This window comes from Azospirillum picis, assembly GCF_017876115.1.
In the GTDB taxonomy this organism is placed as follows: domain Bacteria; phylum Pseudomonadota; class Alphaproteobacteria; order Azospirillales; family Azospirillaceae; genus Azospirillum; species Azospirillum picis.
On record NZ_JAGINO010000003.1, the window covers coordinates 216874 to 234567 of the forward strand.

The window sequence follows — 17694 nt, forward strand, 5'->3', positions numbered from 1 at the left end:
TGGGCGGAAGGAGGCTGTTCCCGTCCGTGGTCGCTCCCGGCCGGCGCGGGAGGGCTGGCGTCTCCCTGCGCGGCGCCCTGCCTTGCCCTTCGCTTCGGGCTCACGATTTGACGCAAGGCCGGCCGGGCCGGACGGAATCTCACCACTTCCGGATGGAACCGCCGGCCGCCAGCCTTGCATCGCTGGACGGGGACGTTCAGACTGTTGCTCCCTTCATAGGCAAAAAGCATCAGTCCGACCTTGTCCCAGCCCGATCAGCCTTTCCGTACGCCGGTGTCGCCGCCCCAATCCGGGGTGCCGCCAGTGCCCTTCACGCAAGGGTCGCTCTTCGGCGAAGCCGATGCGATCGGTTATGGTTCCGGACAGGTCTACGACGAAATGGTGACCGGCCAGGGACGGCTGCGGCCGCACTGGCAGACCTTCATGAGCACGCTGGGTCCGCTGGACGCCGAGCAGATGGCGCACCGCTGGGAGGAAGCCCGCCGCCTGCTGCACCAGAACGGCGTGACCTACAACATCTACGGCGATCCCAACGGCATGGAGCGGCCCTGGCCGCTCGACATGATGCCGCTGCTGCTGCCTTGGCACGAATGGAAGGCCATCGAATCCGGGCTGATCCAACGGGCATCGCTGCTGAACGCCATCCTGACCGACCTGTACGGCCCGCAGACGCTGACCCGCTACGGTCGCCTGCCGCCATCGGTGATCCATGCCGATCCCGGCTTCCGCCGCGCCGTCCACGGCATCCGTGTTCCCAACGACGTCCATCTGCATTTCTACGCCGTCGATCTGGCCCGCGCCCCCGACGGGCGCTGGTGGGTCTTGTCCGACCGCACCCAGGCGCCGAGCGGCAGCGGCTACGCCCTGGAAAACCGCGCCGTAATGGCGAAGGTGCTGCCCGACAGCTTCCGCCACTGCCAGGTGGAGCGGCTGACCGGCTTCTTCGACACGTTCAAGGAGACCCTGCTCTCCCTGGCGGCGCGCAACAGCGCCGGCGGACGGACGCCCCGCGTCGTCCTTCTCACCCCGGGACCGTACAACGAGACCTATTTCGAGCACGTCTACCTCGCACGCTATCTCGGCATCACCCTGGTCGAGGGCGGCGACCTGACCGTCCGCGACCGGACCGTGTTCCTCAAGACCCTCTCGGGGCTGGAACAGGTGGATGTCATCCTGCGCCGGCTCGATGCCGACTTCGCGGATCCCCTGGAGATGCGGGCCGACAGCTCTCTCGGCGTCGCCGGCCTCATCGAGGCCGTACGAGCCGGCAACGTCGTGGTGGCGAACGCGCTCGGGTCCGGGCTGATGGAATCGATGGCGATGAAGTCATCGCTGCCAACCCTGTGCCGCCATCTGCTCGGCGAGGAACTGCGCCTGCCGGGGGTGGCGAGCTGGTGGTGCGGGAACGACGCCGAGCGGGCCTATGTCCTCGACCATCTCGACGGGCTGGTGATCAAGCCGGCCTTCCCGTCCCTCGCCTTCGAGCCCATCTTCGGCGCCCAGCTCTCCGCCGGGGAGCGGTCGTCGCTCGTCGAGCGGATCAAGCGCCGCCCCTGGTATTTCGTTGGCCAGGAGCAACTGGCCCTGTCCACCGCCCCGGTCTGGCAGGACGGGCGGTTGCAGCCGCGCCCTCTGGTGCTGCGGACCTTCCTCTGCGCCACGCCGAGCGGCGGCTATGCGGTCATGCCCGGCGGCCTGACCCGCGTGTCGAGCGAATCGGGGCGGCTGGTGGTGTCGATGCAGAGCGGGGGCGGCAGCAAGGACACCTGGATCCTGGCTGCGCGCCGGTCCGACGTCGCGTCGACGCAGCCGCGGCCCGCCCTGGCGACCGAGCCGACCGCCAGCGGTGCCCGCCCGTCGGCCAACGACCTGCCGAGCCGCGTCGCCGACGGCCTGTTCTGGCTCGGCCGCTACGCCGAGCGGGCCGAAGGGACCCTGCGGCTGTTGCGGGCAACCCAGAACCGGCTGATCGACAGCAACATGCCGGGCGCGGCCGCCCAACTCCGCCCCCTGCTCGACCTGCTGTTCTCGTTCGGCATGATCCCGGCGGACATGGCACGCGCTGGCGAAGGCGGCCCGAACCGCGGCCTGCGCGAAGCGCTGAATGCGGCAGTGACCGATCCGGAGCACCCGAACAGCCTGCGGTCCCAGGTCCTGCGCCTTCATCGCACCGCCTACTCGGTGCGCGACCGCCTGTCGATGGACATGTGGCGCGTGGTTTCCGCCATCGATCGCCAGACCCAGCAGCCGAAGGCGCGGACCGATTCGGCTTCGCTGGCGCTTCTCCTCGACGAGGTGATGATCAGCCTCGCTGCCTTCTCGGGGCTGGAGCAGGAAAGCATGACGCGCGGCGCCGGATGGCGTTTCCTCGACATCGGGCGGCGCATCGAACGGGCGCTCCACATGATTGCGGTGACGCGCGGCGTCCGGATCGCCGACCTCGACCGGCTGGACGAGCCGGCACAGGCGGCCACCCTCTCCATCCTGCTGGAGTTGGGCGAGAGCATCATGACCTACCGCGCCCGACATCTGACACGGGTGCAGCGTACCGCCGTCCTGGAGCTTCTGCTGGCCGAGGAGGCGAACCCGCGCGCGCTGGCCTTCCAGCTCGGAGCGCTCGACCGTCACATGCGGGCCTTGCCGGACCAGGGCGTCGGCACCGGGACCGATCCGACCGGCGGTGCGCTCGCCATTATCGCCACCGCCCGCGACAGCCTCGCGCGTGGCGAGGCACTGGCGGACAGCGCGATGCTGCGCGTCCTGCTGGACACGCTGGCGATGTCGCTGCCGGACGTGTCCAATTTCCTGGCCCATGCCTACTTCAGCCATGCCTTCGCAAGATCGGCCTGATGCGATGACGCCGAACCCCACACCGCCGCATCACACACCGCCAGACCAGATGCCGGCCTCCACCACCGGCGGCGCGGCGCCGGCATCGCCATCAGGCGCTTCGACCCGCTACAGGGTGCGCCACGCCACGGCCTACGACTATGGCGAAGACGTGCCGATCTCCCACCATCTCCTGCACCTGACGGCCCGCCCGCACCCGCGCCAGCGCGTCCGCCGCAGCACGCTGACCATCGATCCGGTGCCCGCGGTGCGGAGCCAGCGGGTGGACTATTTCGGCAACACCGTGACCTATGTCGCGGTGCAGGAACCGCATCGCAGCTTCTCGGTGATCGCCGAAAGCGAGGTCGAGGTGTTCGATGTGCCGCCCATCTCCCCCGACGCGTCGCTGGCTTGGGAACAGGTCCGCGACAGCCTGCGCGGCCTGTCGGGACCGGACGACGGGGCGGAGATCACGCAATACTGCTTCGACAGCACCTTGGTTTCCGTCAGCCCCAGCCTGCTGGACTATGCCCGCGGCAGCTTCGCCGGCGGGCGCCCGGTGATGGCGGCGGCGATCGACCTGATGCAGAGGATCAACGGCGACTTCGCCTTCGACCCGACGGCCACCACGGTGGCGACCCCGCTGGCGGAGGTGATGCGGAGCCGGCGCGGGGTGTGCCAGGACTTCGCCCAGATCACGGTCGGATGCCTGCGCGGCATGGGCCTGCCCGCGCGCTATGTGTCGGGATATCTCCGTACCCTGCCCCCGCCCGGCAAGCCGCGGCTGGTGGGCGCCGACGTCAGCCACGCCTGGGCATCGGTCTGGTGCGGTCCCGGCGGCTGGCTCGACATCTGCCCCACCAACGCCTGCCTCGCCAACCGCGATTTCATCACGGTCGCCTGGGGCCGCGACTATGACGATGTCAGCCCGGCCCGCGGCGTGCTGGTCGGCGGTGCCGGCCATGGGCTGACGGTCAGCGTCGACGTCGAGCCGCTGGAAGGCTGAGAGTGTCCGTGCAGGCGGCTTTGCGGGCAGTCAGGCGTCCGCGGTCGCCGGCGGCATCCCGAGCATCCGCTGCAGCGTGGCGTGGATGGTCCGTGGGTTAACGGGCTTGCTGAAGATCTCCAGCGGCTTCCATCGGTCGTGCGTCAGGTCGCTGTCATGGGTGAGGTAGCCGGTCATCACCACCACCGGCAACTCGGCGTCGCGTTGCCGGATTTCGCGGATCAGCGCGTGCCCGTCCATGCGCGGCATGCGCAGATCGGTCACCAGCGCGTCTATCTTCTCCCGGGCGAAGCGCTCGAGCGCCTCGATGCCGTTTCCCGCGACCGAGACGCGGAAGCCGCGGAGGGACAGGAAATCCTCGAGCGCCATCGCCGCAAGGACTTCATCCTCAGCAATCAGGATGTGGAATGGCTCAGGCATGCGACAACTCCCGGTCCAGCGAGGATGCCGGCTGACTCGGCAGGATGATGGTGATGCGGAGGCCCCGGTGGCCGTCCTCAAGATCGACATTTGCCGCATCGATGCGGCCGCCCATGCGGTCGACGATGCCATAGCCGATCGACAACCCCAGGCCGGCGCCCTGGCCGACCTCCTTCGTCGTGAAGAACGGGTCGAAGATCCGGGGCAGCAACGCCGGATCGATGCCGCCGCCGTCGTCGGTCACCTGTATCGCCATGGTGTGGCCGTCCTGCTCACCGCTGACATCGACCATGATGCGGCCTGCCGCCCGTCCCGCCCCACGCAAGGCGAGGATGGCATCGCGCGCGTTCGAAAACAGGTTGAGGATCAACTGCTCCAGTTCGAGCGGCCGTCCATCCACCAGCAGGTCGGTGGAGGCGGCACGTTCAACAATCTCGATGTCCTCCAGGGCATACTGGTGCCGCACCAGGTCGATCGCGCTGTTGATGCAGGTGACGGGATGGAAGACCTGGGTCGATCCGCCGTCGCGGCGGCCGAAGGTGCGGACATGGTCGATCAGCCTGGCCATGCGCTCCGTCTGGTCGATGACCAGCGTCAGGGCACGGTCGACGCGGTCCGGGTCGAGCGCATTGCCGCGCAGGCGGGCCAGGATGTTTTCCGCCCACAGGCGGATGATGTTCAGCGGCTGGCTCATCTCGTGCGCCATACCGGCCGCCAGCGTGCCCAATGTCGCCAGCTTGGAGGTCTGGACCATCTCCTCCTGCAGGCGCCGGCGCTCCGTCACGTCGCGCCCGCTGCCGAGCAACTGGACCACGCGACCATTGGCGTCCTTCATCGGGACCAGCATGGTATGGAACACGCGCTGACCGACCGGCAGAGAGAGCACCTCTTCGTAGTCGATGCTTTCGCCGGTGTCGCGGCACTGGGAATAGCGGCCGAGCACGGCGTCCGCCACCTCAGGCGACAGCGCGTCCCTGACGCGACGGCCGCGCAACTGCTCGGGGTTCAGGCCGGTCGCTCGCGCCAGCGCCGGGTTGATCGCCTCGTACGCGAAATCTCCGTCGGGGCGGACCTCGACGATGAACAGCGCCTCCGCCAGATTGTTGAAGAAGCTGGAATAGCGGGACTCGGCTTGGCGCCGGACGGCGATCTCCCGCTCCAGCGCGGTGTTGGTGCGTTCCAGTTCCTTCGGGCTGGGCAAGACCAGCAATCGCGGCATCAACCACCACAAGGTCGCCGCGGTGGCGAGCGACGCCAGTGCGGTGATCGCCTTCACCACCCCTTCCAGCAGATAATCCGGGTTCCACAACGTCCACACGGCCAGCAAGTGGGTGGTGCCGCAGGCGACGATGAAGATGGCGAACAGCAGCGCCACCCAGCCGAAGACGAGGTCGCGGCGGCGATGGACGAAATACAGCAGCGCCAACGGAATCGAGAAATAAGACAATCCGATCAGTGTGTCGGAGGCGATGTGGAGCGCGAGTATGTCGGGCCGCCACAGCAGGCAGACACCATGAGGCACGAATCCGTTCGGATCCAGGAGTTCGTCAAATCCCGTTGCCATGTCCGCCCTTCCCGACCCAACTCACCTCCCTGGCGGAGAGGCCGCAATTAGGCGTCGAGACTGTTATACTTACACGTACACGTTCCGCTTCCCGGCCGACGCCGTCAAGCTGTCAATCCGCCTGGATATGCCACCGCGATGTGTCACCCGGGACCGCCCTCACCCGCGGCCAGGTCCACGGGCGGGCAAGGACTGCGTCCGGGCGATGCCTCAGGCGGCGGTGTGCACCTTGCGGTTCTGTTCACGCGTCTTCAGGAAACGCAGGGCGGGGAAATCCTCCTGCGCGCGGTTCAGGTGCCAGGCATTGCGCGACAGGAACACCAGGGCACCGTCGTGATCCTCCGCCAGCGCCGAGCGGTTGAGATCGATGAACTTCTCCAGTTGCGCCTTGTCATCGGTTTCGATCCAGCGGGCGGCATCGAGACCCGCTCCCTCGAAACGAGCCGCAATGCCGTACTCCGCCTCGATTCGCGAAGCGAGGACTTCGAACTGCAGTTGCCCGACCACACCGACGACCCAGTCGGCCCCGGTCAGCGGCTTGAACACCTGCGAGGCGCCTTCCTCCGCGAAATGCTCCAGCGCCTTGCGCAGATGCTTGACCCGCATGGGATCATCCGGGCGGACACGCTGCAGCAGCTCGGGCGCGAAACTGGGAACGCCAGTGAAACGCAAATCCTCGCCTTCGGTCAGCGTATCGCCGATGCGAAGGCTGCCGTGGTTGGGGATGCCCATGATGTCGCCCGGCCACGCCTCCTCCGCCACCTCGCGGTCGCGGGCCAGGAACAGCACGGCGTTGTTCACCGCCATCAGCTTGCCGGAGCGGATGTGCTTCAGCTTGGCTCCCCGCCGGTAGCGGCCGGAACAGAGGCGCACGAAGGCGATGCGGTCGCGGTGGTTCGGGTCCATGTTGGCCTGGACCTTGAACACGAAGCCGGTGACCTTCTCCTCGTCCGGTTCGACGGTGCGCGGGTCGGCCGGTTGGGGGCGCGGTGGCGGAGCATTCTCGGCAAGGCCGGACAGCAGCTCCCGCACGCCGAAATTGTTGATGGCGGACCCGAAATAGATCGGCGTCAGATGGCCGGCCCGGTAGGACTCGAGATCGAAGGCCGGCATCAGGCCGCGCGCCATCTCGACCTCCTCGCGCAGCTTGGCGACGGCATGGGCGGGCAGCAGCTCGTCCAGCTTGGGATCGTCCAGTCCGTTGCACTCGATGCCGTCGTCGATCTCGTCGCCCTTGCTGCGGTCCATCAGGATCAGCCGGTCGCGGATCAGGTCGTAGCAGCCCAGGAAGTCACGGCCCATGCCGATCGGCCAGCTCGCCGGGGTGACTTCCAGCGCCAGGGCGCTCTCGATCTCCGAGATCAGGTCGAACGGGTCGCGGGCCTCGCGGTCCATCTTGTTGCAGAAGGTCATGATCGGCACGTCGCGCAGACGGCAGACCTCGAACAGCTTCAGCGTCTGGGCCTCGATGCCTTTCGCGCCGTCGATCACCATCACCGCGCTGTCCACCGCGGTCAGCGTGCGGTAGGTATCCTCCGAGAAGTCCTCGTGGCCCGGCGTATCCAACAGGTTGAAGGTGCGTCCGTCATAGTCGAAGGTCATGACCGAGGCGGTGACGGAGATGCCGCGCTCGCGCTCCACCTTCATCCAGTCCGACTTGGCGCGCCGCTGTTCGCCGCGCGCCTTGACGGCGCCGGCCATCTGGATGGCACCGCCGAACAGCAGCAGCTTTTCGGTGAGCGTGGTCTTGCCGGCGTCGGGGTGCGCGATGATGGCGAAGGTCCGACGGCGGGAGACGGCGTCCTGAAGTTCGGACATGCGCGGGTCCCGTGACAGAAAAGGTGATCGTGCGAACGGCGAAAAGGGCCGGCAGGCGAAAACGCCCCCGGCCCTCGGCGCATTACATAGCAGCCCAGGGCGCCGGTTTCCAGCGGCTTGCCGCCCGTCCGAGCATCCGTTCACTGGCGGTCCGGATACAACCCAGTCAAGCACATCACATAATGGAGACCAAGAACCGGCTCTTTGCCCCTGAGATCAGGGAGCTTGAAGCTCTGCTTGTCGTCGCCCCCGAACTTGTTCCCCATTACGCTGTAAAGCGCTTCATAGGACGTAACGTTCAAACTGCTTCCATCACAGGCCGCAAAGCCATCAGGAACGAAGTCATAGGGAACCAAGATAATTTCTCCAGTAAACTCTTCCACCGCACACCCCCAGTGAAATCGTAAGCATCACGGCTCACGATACACGCCTTAGGGGAAATTCTTAAGCAGGAATCGGAAAAGGATTTACCGGGCGATCAGAATCGCAACCAACCCTACGGAACACATGGATAGAAAGGGGGAAATGGCAATCCATTTTCCCCCTTGGAGGCTTCAGGAGCTCGTCACAGCGCCAGTTCGGCGATCTGCACCGCGTTCAGGGCAGCGCCCTTCAGAAGCTGGTCGCCGCAGACGAACAGATCCAGGCCATGGTCGCCGAACACCAGGTTGCTGCGGATGCGGCCGACTTCGACGTCATACTGGCCGGTGGCGCTCAGCGGCATCGGATAGGCGCCGTTCGCCGGGTCGTCCACCACCTTCACGCCGGCGGCATCGGCCAGCACGGCGCGGGCGGCATCGGGCGTGACCGGCTGGAGGGTTTCCAGCGTGATCGCTTCGGAGTGGGCGCGGTAGGTCGGGATGCGGACGGCGGTGCAGCTAACCGGGAGGTCGGGAACCTCCATGATCTTCCGGGTCTCCCACGTGACCTTCATCTCCTCCTTCGTATAGCCGTTTTCCTGGAAGGCATCGATCTGGGGGATCAGGTTGAAGGGGATCGGGTGGCGGAACACGCTGTTGGTGACCGGCTTGCCGTCCAACTGGTTGCGCGTCTGCTCCTCCAGCTCGGCCATCCCCTCGGCGCCGGCGCCGCTGGTCGCCTGATACGTGGAGACGATGGCACGCTTGATGCCGAAGGCCTTGTGCAGGGGACCCAGCGCCACGACGGCGATGGCTGTGGTGCAGTTCGGATTGGCGATCAGGCGGCTGCCGGCGGCATACGCCTCGCGGAAGACGTGGGCGTTGATTTCCGGCACGATCAGCGGGATGTCGGCGTCGTAGCGGAAGGCGGAGCTGTTGTCGATCACCAGGGCGCCGGCCGAAGCCAGATCCTTGGCATGCGCCTTGGCGAAGTCGCCGGACACCGCCAGCAGGACCACATCGTAACCCTTCACGACATCGGCGTCGAACGCCTTCAGGGTCAGGGCGCCATAGGGGGTTTCCTGCACCTTGCCGGCGGACCGCTCGGACGCGAAGAGGCCGAGTTCGGCGACCGGGAAATTGCGGTCGTGGAGGACCTTGACCATCTCCCGGCCGACGGCACCGGTGGCGCCGACCACGGCGACGCGGCGGGGGGAAGCGGAGGCGATGTTGCTGCTCATGTCGGGGTTCCGTCCTGTCTATCGCACTGTTGATCGGACCGGCCTATCGGTCGTTCGGACAGCGGACCCCGGATACGACGAGGCCCCGTCCGTTGTCCGGCGGGGCCTGCCTCGTGGAAGAAACGCTGGTCGATCCGATCAGCACGCACCACGACGCTTCCCGCCGAAGCGAGTCGCTTTTTTGGTCGTAGTGGTGGTGATGGCCTTGCGGTTCATGACCGTTGTCTTAGCCGAATGGGCAGGGTTTGTAAAGCGCCTGCGTCGCTTCGTCCGGCCCTTCCCGGCTCTCGCGAAGGAGAGCCGGGGAGACGACCGCAAGAGGCACGGCCGCAAGAGGTTTCGCGCCTCAGCGGAACCCCTCGCCGTCATGGTTCGGATGCACCGGGTGCACGTCCCAGATCTCCTCGGCGTACTCGTTCACCGTGCGATCGGACGAGAACCAGCCCATGTTGGCGGTGTTCAGGATGGCCTTGCGGGTCCATTCCTCCTGGTCGCGGTAAAGCTGCATTGCCGCATCCTGCGCCCGGCAATAATCGGCGAAGTCGGCCGTCACCAGGAAATGGTCGCCTCCATCGGTCAGTGCCTGGACGATCGGGTGGTAGCGGTTGCGGTCGTCCGGCGAGAAGGCGCCGGTGGAGATCATGTCGAGCGCCCGCTTCAGGCTGGGGTTCGAGGCGATCACCTCCCGCGGGTTGAAGCCGCCGCTGGCGCGCAGGTCGTTCACCTCATCCGCGGTCATGCCGAAGATGAAGATGTTGTCGGCGCCGACATGCTCGCGGATCTCGACGTTGGCACCATCGAGCGTCCCGATGGTGAGCGCGCCGTTCAGCGCCAGCTTCATGTTGCCGGTGCCGGACGCCTCCATTCCGGCGGTGGAGATCTGCTCCGACAGGTCGGCGGCCGGAATGATGATCTCCGCCGCGGTCACGTTGTAGTTCGGCAGCAGCACGACCTTGAGGTTGTCATGCACCGACGGGTCGTGGTTCACCACCTTGGCGACGTCGTTGATCAGTTTGATGATCAGCTTGGCCATGTGGTAGGAGGGCGCCGCCTTGCCGGCGAAGATCTTGGTCACCGGCACCCAGGAGACCGTCGGATTGTCCCGCATCTCGTTGTAGAGCGCGATGGTGTGCAGCACGTTCAGCAACTGGCGCTTGTATTCGTGCATGCGCTTGACCTGCACGTCGAAGATGCTGTCGACCAGCACCTCCTCGCCGGTCTGGCGGGCGATGTAGGCGGCGAGCCGCTTCTTGTTCTTGCGCTTGGCCCGGCGGAACTCCTCGCGGAACACCACGTCCTCCGCCTTCTCGCTCAGTGCCGAGATCTGCGACAGGTCGGAAATCCAGCCCTGGCCGATGCGGGTGGTGATCAGTTCCGACAGGGCCGGGTTGGCCTGCTTCAGCCAGCGGCGCGGGGTGATGCCGTTGGTCTTGTTGTTGATGCGGTCGGGGAATTCCTCGTGGAAATCGTGGAAGACCGTCTGCTTCATCAGGTCGGTGTGCAGCGCGGACACGCCGTTGACGTGGTGGGATCCGAGGAAGGCCAGGTTGCCCATGCGGACGCGCCGCTCGCCCCGCTCGTCGATCAGCGACAGGCGCGACAGGCGCGCATTGTCACCGGCGGCCTTCGCCTTGGTGCGGTTCAGGAACTTCGCGTTGATCTCGTAGATGATCTGCATGTGGCGCGGCAGGACGCGCTCGATCATCCGCACCGGCCAGGCTTCCAGCGCCTCGGGCAGCAGGGTGTGGTTGGTGTAGGCGAAGGTGGCGCGGGTAATCTCCCACGCGTTGTCCCAGCGCAGCGCATGCTGGTCGACCAGGAGGCGCATCAGCTCGGCGATGCCGATCGCGGGATGCGTGTCGTTCAGTTGGATCGCCGCCTTGTTGGGCAGGTTGTCGAAGCTGGTGTGGTGCTGCAGGTAGCGGCGGAGGATGTCCTGCAGCGAGGCGGACGTGAAGAAATACTCCTGCTTCAGCCGCAGCTCCTTGCCGGTCTCGGTGGCGTCGTTGGGATACAGGACGCGGCTGAGATTCTCGGACAGGATCTTCTGCTCGACCGCCTTCATGTAGGCGCCGTCGTTGAAGTGGCCGAAGTTGAAGTCGCGCGTCGCCCGCGCCGACCAAAGACGCAGGGTGTTGATCGTCTCGCCGCCGTAACCGACGACCGGCGTATCATAGGCCATCGCCAGCACGCGGTCGGCATCCACCCAGCGGTAGGCACGCTCGCCGACGCTGTCGCGGAACTCCTCGACACGGCCGTAGAACTGCACCGGGTACAGCACCTCGGGTCGTGCGAACTCCCAGGGGTTGCCGAACTGCAGCCACTGCTCGGGATACTCGACCTGCCAGCCGTTCTCGAAGCGCTGCTCGAACAGGCCGAACTCATAGCGGATGCCGTAACCGTAGCCGGGCAGCCCCTGCGAGGCCATGCTGTCGAGGAAGCAGGCCGCGAGGCGGCCGAGGCCGCCGTTGCCCAGTGCGGCGTCCGGCTCCGCGTCCACCACGTCTTCCATCGACAGGCCGAGGCGGTCGAGCGCCTGGCGGCACTCGTCCATGATGCCGAGGTTCGACAGGCTGTTGGTCAGCAGGCGCCCGATCAGGAACTCCAGCGACAGGTAGTAAACGCGCTTGGCATCCTCGTGATAGTAGCTGCGGGTGGTGTCCATCCAGCGGTCGACGACGCGGTCGCGCACGGCCAGCGCCACGGTGTGGAACCAGTCGCGGCGCGTGGCGGCGCGGGCATCCTTGCCGACCGAATAGACCAGCCATTCCAAGAAGGACCGTTTGAGCCCATCGACATCGAGACTGCGGCGTTCAATGTCACGAGTTTTGTACCGAGCGTCCATGTCCTGACTCTCTGCTTGAAAGGCCAATGGGAGCGGGCGGCTGGAGGGACGTCGCTCCGACTGGGAGGAAGTGTCTATGCTGTTGGTTAAGCAAAGCTTTCCCCCGGATGGAGCACATCGTCGTTTCGCTGTGGTAAAAGGGAGTAGGTTGATGTCCCATCCCTTCACACCCTCAACGATGCGTCACGAAACCGATCCTGTCCACTGCGATGCAGCAAGCATCGCCATTCGCCGCGCCGAGACGGCCGATATTCCGGCACTACTCGCGATCGAGGAGCAGAGCTTCCCGACCGACCGCATGACGCCGCGCAATTTCCGCTACGCCATCCATAAGGCCAAAGGTATGGTGCTGGTGGCGGATTGCCAGGGGCGCGCAGCCGCCTATGGGGTCGTTGCCTTCCGGACCGGCAGCCTGGCGGCCCGGCTCACCTCCTTCGCCGTCGACCCCGGCCGCCGGAACCTCGGCATCGCCCGCCGTCTCCTGGCCGGGTTGGAGGAGGGGGCAGCCGTCCATGGCTGCACCGGCATGCGGCTGGAGGTGCGGGCCGACAATCTTGCCGCCCTTCGGCTCTACGCGAGTGCCGGATACCGGCGCTTCGCCGTCCGCCCGGATTATTATGAGGACGGGATGACGGCTCTCCGCTTAGAGAAAGCCTTCGCGACCGCACATCAGCCGAACGAAGGTGGTAAACCCTCCCAAGCTTAGGCGTGACCGGAATCGCCGCGTCCTGCCACCGATGTCACTCTTTCCGGATCCTCTGGTGGAACATCCCGGAGGCACGGTGCGTTTAGCTCCCGACACGATCAACGACGGGCAACAACGGGACCGCCTCAATGACGCCACCGCCGACCAGATCGTTCCGCAGCACCCTGTGGGGACCGCAGAACCGGCAGGACGACCGTCCAGCAGGCCTATCGCCGGCCGTCCGGCCGTCTCTTGCGAACCAGTTCGCGGCCGGACCGCAGCGGTAAAAGGCGCCTGACGGCGCAAGACCGAAAGACGCAGCGGGGCTGCTGAACCGCCAGCCCGCATAACCGGTGGCGCCTGCCCGGCGTGCCGGAACCCCTTTCGTCGTCTCCGCCCAGCCCCAGCGGGCGCCGCCATTCTTCGGCAGGCAGACGGCACGAAACAGACCGTGGAGGAAGAGAGACCATGGCGTACTCGTTCGAACACGAACTGATCCGCTGCATGCCCAACCTGCAGCGCTACGCCTGCAAGCTGACCCGGGACGCCAACGCGGCCGAGGACCTACTTCAAGATTGCCTGGCCCGCGCCCTGTCACGGCAACATCGTTTCGAACCCGGCACCAACATGCAGGCGTGGCTGACGACCATGCTGAAGAACCTGCACTTCAACAACCTCCAGCGCGACCGCCATGTCACCAAGGTCGAGCTGTGGGACGGCGCCATGTCGGTCGACGCGGCGCAGATGTCGCGGCTGGTATTCCGCGACGTCGACCGCGCCTTCTCCTCCCTCACGCCCAGCCAGCGCAAGGTGGTGAAGCTGGTCGCCATCGAAGGCCGTCCCTACCAGGAGGCTGCGGAAACGCTGAACGTCTCCATCGGCACCATCCGCTCCCGCCTTTGCCGCGCGAGGGAGCGGCTGAACAACCTGATGGCCTCCTGATCGCCCATCGGTCCGGTCCCCGCCATCCGGCATCATGCCGACAATGACATGCACTCCACCTGCGGACCGGTCCTGGACGAACCGGTCCGCAATGCCGTTGGCCTGTCTCAGGTCCGGCTGGCACCCGCCAGGATTCCGCCGATCCCGACGAACATCGCGCCGGTCGCGCGGTTGAACAGGCGGCCGTGCCGGCCGATCCAGGGAGCGATCCGCTGGGCGGTGCCGGCCAGAATCAGTTCATAGATGAACTCGACCACCGCGAAGGTGCCCCCGAGGACGACGAACTGCTCCCAGTAGGGGATGCCGGGAACCATGAACTGCGGCAGGAATGCGGCGAAGAAGATCAGCGCCTTCGGGTTGGAGGCCGCCACCAGGAACCCCTGCAGGAACAGCCGCCGGGCAGTGGCTTCCCGTACCGACCCACCGGCGTCGGCCTCATCGACGTTCGGCGGTGGGGCACGGAAAAGCCGGATGCCGAGATAGGCGAGATAGACCGCTCCCGCCCATTTCGCGATCGAGAAGGCGGTTTCCGAAGCCGCCAGCAGGGCGCCCATGCCGGCGAGGGAGGCGGCGACCAGCAGAAGAAAACCGCAAATCCCACCCAGTGCCGTGAAAACCGTACGGGCGAGACCGAATCTCACCCCGTTGGTCAGCGACAGCAATCCGTTGGGTCCCGGCGTCAGCGACAGGCCGACAGCCGCCAGCAGATAGACCAACCAATGCTCGACCGTCATGACGCGCTCTCCCGGACAAGCTCCGTGCCCGGCCCCGTTCCGCCATGCGCGGTCGGGGCTTCTCTGCACGCGCAGGAGAGTCGTACCATGCGGCGGAGCCGTCGGATAGCCGTGCGGCGGAGCCGCGCAAAAGCTATTGCACCGGCGGCTTTACGCCTCCCCTAACCGTTCACCACCGTGCCGCCGTTGGGGTGAAGCACCTGCCCGGACATGTAGGACGAATCGTCCGACGCGAGGAACACATAGGCCGGGGCGACCTCGTCCGGCTGCCCCGCCCGCTTCATCGGGACGTTGCCGCCGAAGCTCTCGACCTTTTCCTCGTCGAAGGTCGAAGGGATCAGCGGGGTCCAGATCGGGCCGGGCGCCACCGCGTTGACGCGGATGCCGCGGTCCGCCAGGGCCATCGACAGCGACCGCGTGAAGGCGACGATGGCTCCCTTCGTGGCCGAATAGTCGAGGAGTTGCGGACTTCCCTTGTAGGCGGTCACCGAGGTGGTGTTGATGATGCAGGCCCCCTCGTGCATGTGCGGGAGCGCCGCCTTCACCATGAAGAACTGGGCGAAGATGTTGGTCCGGAAGGTGCGTTCGAGCTGTTCGGCGCTGATGTCCTCGATCGACTCCTGGGGATGCTGTTCGGCCGCGTTGTTGATCAGGATGTCGAGGCGGCCATGCTCGCCGATCATCCGCTCGACCGCTTTCCGGCAGGTCTCCTCGTCGCCGACATCGCCGCTCAGGACGGTGCAGGGCTGTCCTTCCGCCTCGACGAGGCGCCGGGTCTCGCGCGCATCCTCGTCCTCGTTGAGGTAGAGGATGCCGACCTTCGCGCCTTCACGCGCATACAGCACCGCGATGGCCCGGCCGATGCCGCTGTCGCCGCCGGTGATCAGCGCCACCTTGTCGCGCAGCTTGCCGCTTCCCCGGTAGCCCGGCCGGGTTTCGGACGGCTGCGGGTCCATCGGCGCCTGGTGCCCCGGCCGGGTATCCTGATGCTGGGGTGGCTGCCGGCTCTCCTGTTGAGCCATGGGCATTCTCCTTGTGCGCCGCCCCTGCGGTTGCCCTGCGGCTGCCCACGTGAGGGTGCGGATGTGATGCGTTGCACAACGACAACAGTTCCATCCGTGTCCCGTTCCGGCCCACTGCGTTCAGGAACAATCGGCATTACCCGTCTGTTAATTGGCCGGGCGACGCGAAAGAGGATGCCGGTGCCGGACTGCTCGCCTCGAAAGGGAGCGCGGAACGTGCCGTTTGGCGGACTGGTATAGCCGAGGATCATGCCCATAAGATGGAGGGCAGCCGTCCTTTAGGCGGATCATTCCAGGAACGGCACGGTCACCCGACATGTCACGGTCGATCGTGTCCCAGGGGAAACCCCGGCGACCCATCCGGGAACGACAGAGATGAAGCGTGTGACGATGACCGATATCAACGCCTATCTTGACGGCGCCCTGGGCGACCAGGAGCGGACGGATTTCGAGAACGCGGTCGAGAGCGATCCCGACGCCAAGGCGCTGCTCGCCCTCCATCGCCAGCATGTGGAGGAGCTTCACCGCCTGTACGATCCCGTCCTGAACGAAGAAGTCCCGCCCCGCATGCTGGAACTCCTACGCAAGCGGACCAATTGACGCGAAGCGACGAATTTCCTTGTCTCCGTCCCGGTATGGCTTGCTATTCCATGCGCAAAGGCCGCTCGACGACTTCTCGGCTGCTTCGCTGAAAGGGTGACCGGCCGATCAGGACGGGTAAGGCATGGCGCGCAAAAGAGCGGAGCCGAGCATCCTGCTCGGCCCCATCCTGTACTTTCGCGGTGAGCAGCGCGACCGTTGGTGGCTGTCCGCACTGTTCGTGCTGGATGGGGACGTCGAACCCGACGACCTGAAGGTCGACGGCGTCACGCTCCCCGTCCCTCCCCGCCACCTTGTCACAAGGCGCCACGGGCGTTCGCGGCGCCATGTCTGGCGCTTCGATTTCGCAGTGCCGCGCGGGCTGCACGACACCGACGTCACATACGGATTTCCCGACGGCCCACGTTGGACCATCGTCGTTCCTGGTCGGCACTCATTCCCACGGATGGCTGTTCTTTACGGAAGCGGCACAAGCACGGCGCCCTCACCTGATCCATCCTCGACCCTATGGCCGGCTTTGCTCGCCCGGCACGCCATCGAACGCCTCCATCTCCTGGTTCAAACTGGCGGTCAGGCCGACGGCGACGCCGCGCTCGCCGACTCACCGCGGCTCGCCCGCGCCCTGGCCGATGCCGTCGGCGGAGCCAGTCCGCAGACGCCGGCCTTGGCCGGCGAGCTCATGAACGCCGCGTTCGACCATCTGTTGCGCGTATGGCGCGGCTCCGCCGTCGCGCAGGCGCTGGCGTCGATCCCCTCGGTGATGATCTGGGACGGCACCGAACTCGGCCGCGGTCTCGCCGATGCCTGGGACTGCCGGGAGGAGGCGCCGGCAGACCGCCGCCTGCGCCCGCTGGTGGATGCCATCCGGCAGCAGGCTCACCTTTTCCAGACCGGCTCCGTGCCGGAATCTCCGCCGGATGCCCTGTGGGGAGCCGACTGCGGCAGCCAGACGCAGGGCATCCGGTTGGGAGAAGCGGGCCTGCTGCTGCTCGACCTGTGGAGCGACCGCAGCGGCGGCCGGATGCTGTCCAACCGGAGCTGGGAACTGCTGCCGGACTGGCTCGACCGCTTTGCCGGATGCCGTCACCTGATCCTGGTCAGCACGGCGCCGCTGCTGCCGGGTGCCGCACCGCTCATCCGGTTGCATGGCCTTCTGCCTTCCCGCCTGCGTGGGCACCTCGGCAGCCGCGTTCGAAGCGGTTGGACGGCAACAGATCGCACCGGGGAGCGGGAGCGGATGCTGCGCAGCCTCGCTGACTTCTCGCGCCGGACCGGCTGTCGGATCACCATCCTTTCCAGCACGCCCGACTGTGAATCCGGCCGGACCGTGCTTCGCGGCGGCGGATTGGAGATGTGGCAGCTCTACGTCCCCCGCTTCGGCCAGTCGCCCACCCGTCCGAGTCGATGGGCAGGCCTGATCGGCCGGCGAGTTGGCCGGCCGGGAACCGCGCTTTCGGGGTACCGTCTGGAAACGCCGGCCTTCGACGACGGGCAGCGCCTGCTGCGGGGACCGGGTTGGCTTGCCTGTACCCTTGATGGCAAGGGGCAACTCCACGCGAACTGGTGCCGGCCGGACGACACCGCCCATCACAGCCAGGCGATCTGACGGGGCGGGGACAGGATGGCGGG

General features: G+C 66.5%; 14 protein-coding genes. 6 read left to right on the top strand and 8 right to left on the bottom strand.

What is annotated here, in order from left to right:
* The first annotated feature begins 303 nt into the window (after positions 1 to 303).
* Both J2850_RS05945 and J2850_RS05950 read left to right on the top strand, forming a co-directional pair.
* Positions 304 to 2850: a circularly permuted type 2 ATP-grasp protein gene (locus J2850_RS05945; protein WP_307354108.1), complete on the top strand. Its 2547-nt coding sequence runs from the start codon at positions 304 to 306 to the stop codon at positions 2848 to 2850.
* Between the two features lie 4 nt (positions 2851 to 2854).
* Positions 2855 to 3835, top strand: a complete 981-nt coding sequence (locus J2850_RS05950; protein WP_246512840.1) for a transglutaminase family protein — start codon at positions 2855 to 2857, stop codon at positions 3833 to 3835.
* 30 nt (positions 3836 to 3865) lie between these two features.
* Here J2850_RS05950 and J2850_RS05955 read toward each other — a convergent pair whose 3' ends face one another.
* The 6 genes from J2850_RS05955 to J2850_RS05980 all read right to left on the bottom strand — a co-directional run bounded on the left by J2850_RS05955 (position 3866) and on the right by J2850_RS05980 (position 12082).
* Positions 3866 to 4255 (bottom strand): response regulator, encoded by a 390-nt coding sequence (locus J2850_RS05955; protein WP_209979782.1) that lies wholly within the window; start codon positions 4253 to 4255, stop codon positions 3866 to 3868.
* Complete coding sequence (locus J2850_RS05960; RefSeq protein WP_209979784.1) at positions 4248 to 5819, bottom strand: sensor histidine kinase; 1572 nt, start codon at positions 5817 to 5819, stop codon at positions 4248 to 4250. Before J2850_RS05960 ends, J2850_RS05955 begins: the two co-directional genes overlap by 8 nt.
* A 210-nt stretch (positions 5820 to 6029) precedes the next feature.
* Positions 6030 to 7637: a peptide chain release factor 3 gene (locus J2850_RS05965; protein WP_209979786.1), complete on the bottom strand. Its 1608-nt coding sequence runs from the start codon at positions 7635 to 7637 to the stop codon at positions 6030 to 6032.
* Positions 7638 to 7777: 140 nt separating this feature from the next.
* Positions 7778 to 8020 (bottom strand): phage tail protein, encoded by a 243-nt coding sequence (locus J2850_RS05970; protein WP_209979788.1) that lies wholly within the window; start codon positions 8018 to 8020, stop codon positions 7778 to 7780.
* A 182-nt stretch (positions 8021 to 8202) separates the two neighbouring features.
* Complete coding sequence (locus J2850_RS05975; RefSeq protein WP_209979790.1) at positions 8203 to 9237, bottom strand: aspartate-semialdehyde dehydrogenase; 1035 nt, start codon at positions 9235 to 9237, stop codon at positions 8203 to 8205.
* Positions 9238 to 9583: 346 nt separating this feature from the next.
* A complete protein-coding gene (locus tag J2850_RS05980; RefSeq protein WP_209979792.1) occupies positions 9584 to 12082 on the bottom strand; it encodes a glycogen/starch/alpha-glucan phosphorylase in 2499 nt (832 codons plus the stop codon).
* Between the two features lie 151 nt (positions 12083 to 12233).
* Here J2850_RS05980 and J2850_RS05985 point away from each other — a divergent pair, with 151 nt between their 5' ends.
* Both J2850_RS05985 and J2850_RS05990 read left to right on the top strand, forming a co-directional pair.
* Entirely contained in the window at positions 12234 to 12788 is a 555-nt protein-coding gene (locus tag J2850_RS05985) for a GNAT family N-acetyltransferase (protein WP_246512841.1), read from the top strand.
* A 447-nt stretch (positions 12789 to 13235) separates the two neighbouring features.
* Entirely contained in the window at positions 13236 to 13709 is a 474-nt protein-coding gene (locus J2850_RS05990; protein WP_209979795.1) for a sigma-70 family RNA polymerase sigma factor, read from the top strand.
* A 107-nt stretch (positions 13710 to 13816) separates the two neighbouring features.
* Here the strand turns inward: J2850_RS05990 and J2850_RS05995 are convergent, their stop codons facing one another.
* Entirely contained in the window at positions 13817 to 14443 is a 627-nt protein-coding gene (locus J2850_RS05995) for a LysE family translocator (RefSeq protein ID WP_209979797.1), read from the bottom strand.
* 161 nt (positions 14444 to 14604) lie between these two features.
* Positions 14605 to 15465: an SDR family oxidoreductase gene (locus J2850_RS06000; protein WP_209979799.1), complete on the bottom strand. Its 861-nt coding sequence runs from the start codon at positions 15463 to 15465 to the stop codon at positions 14605 to 14607.
* Positions 15466 to 15840: 375 nt separating this feature from the next.
* On the opposite strand from J2850_RS06000, the gene J2850_RS06005 reads away from it, so the two are divergent.
* Positions 15841 to 16065 (top strand): anti-sigma factor family protein, encoded by a 225-nt coding sequence (locus J2850_RS06005; protein ID WP_209979801.1) that lies wholly within the window; start codon positions 15841 to 15843, stop codon positions 16063 to 16065.
* 124 nt (positions 16066 to 16189) lie between these two features.
* Positions 16190 to 17671, top strand: coding sequence for a hypothetical protein (locus J2850_RS06010; RefSeq protein WP_209979803.1), 1482 nt, complete (start codon positions 16190 to 16192; stop codon positions 17669 to 17671).
* Positions 17672 to 17694 lie beyond the last annotated feature (23 nt).

Excerpts from the sequence above, each read along its gene's own strand:
- J2850_RS05950 (WP_246512840.1), top strand. The coding sequence starts at position 2,855 with ATGACGCCGAACCCCACACCGCCGCATCACACACCGCCAGACCAGATG.
- J2850_RS05955 (WP_209979782.1), bottom strand. The coding sequence starts at position 4,255 with ATGCCTGAGCCATTCCACATCCTGATTGCTGAGGATGAAGTCCTTGCG.
- J2850_RS05960 (WP_209979784.1), bottom strand. The coding sequence starts at position 5,819 with ATGGCAACGGGATTTGACGAACTCCTGGATCCGAACGGATTCGTGCCT.
- J2850_RS05965 (WP_209979786.1), bottom strand. The coding sequence starts at position 7,637 with ATGTCCGAACTTCAGGACGCCGTCTCCCGCCGTCGGACCTTCGCCATC.
- J2850_RS05975 (WP_209979790.1), bottom strand. The coding sequence starts at position 9,237 with ATGAGCAGCAACATCGCCTCCGCTTCCCCCCGCCGCGTCGCCGTGGTC.
- J2850_RS05980 (WP_209979792.1), bottom strand. The coding sequence starts at position 12,082 with ATGGACGCTCGGTACAAAACTCGTGACATTGAACGCCGCAGTCTCGAT.
- J2850_RS05985 (WP_246512841.1), top strand. The coding sequence starts at position 12,234 with ATGTCCCATCCCTTCACACCCTCAACGATGCGTCACGAAACCGATCCT.
- J2850_RS05990 (WP_209979795.1), top strand. The coding sequence starts at position 13,236 with ATGGCGTACTCGTTCGAACACGAACTGATCCGCTGCATGCCCAACCTG.
- J2850_RS05995 (WP_209979797.1), bottom strand. The coding sequence starts at position 14,443 with ATGACGGTCGAGCATTGGTTGGTCTATCTGCTGGCGGCTGTCGGCCTG.
- J2850_RS06000 (WP_209979799.1), bottom strand. The coding sequence starts at position 15,465 with ATGGCTCAACAGGAGAGCCGGCAGCCACCCCAGCATCAGGATACCCGG.
- J2850_RS06005 (WP_209979801.1), top strand. The coding sequence starts at position 15,841 with ATGAAGCGTGTGACGATGACCGATATCAACGCCTATCTTGACGGCGCC.
- J2850_RS06010 (WP_209979803.1), top strand. The coding sequence starts at position 16,190 with ATGGCGCGCAAAAGAGCGGAGCCGAGCATCCTGCTCGGCCCCATCCTG.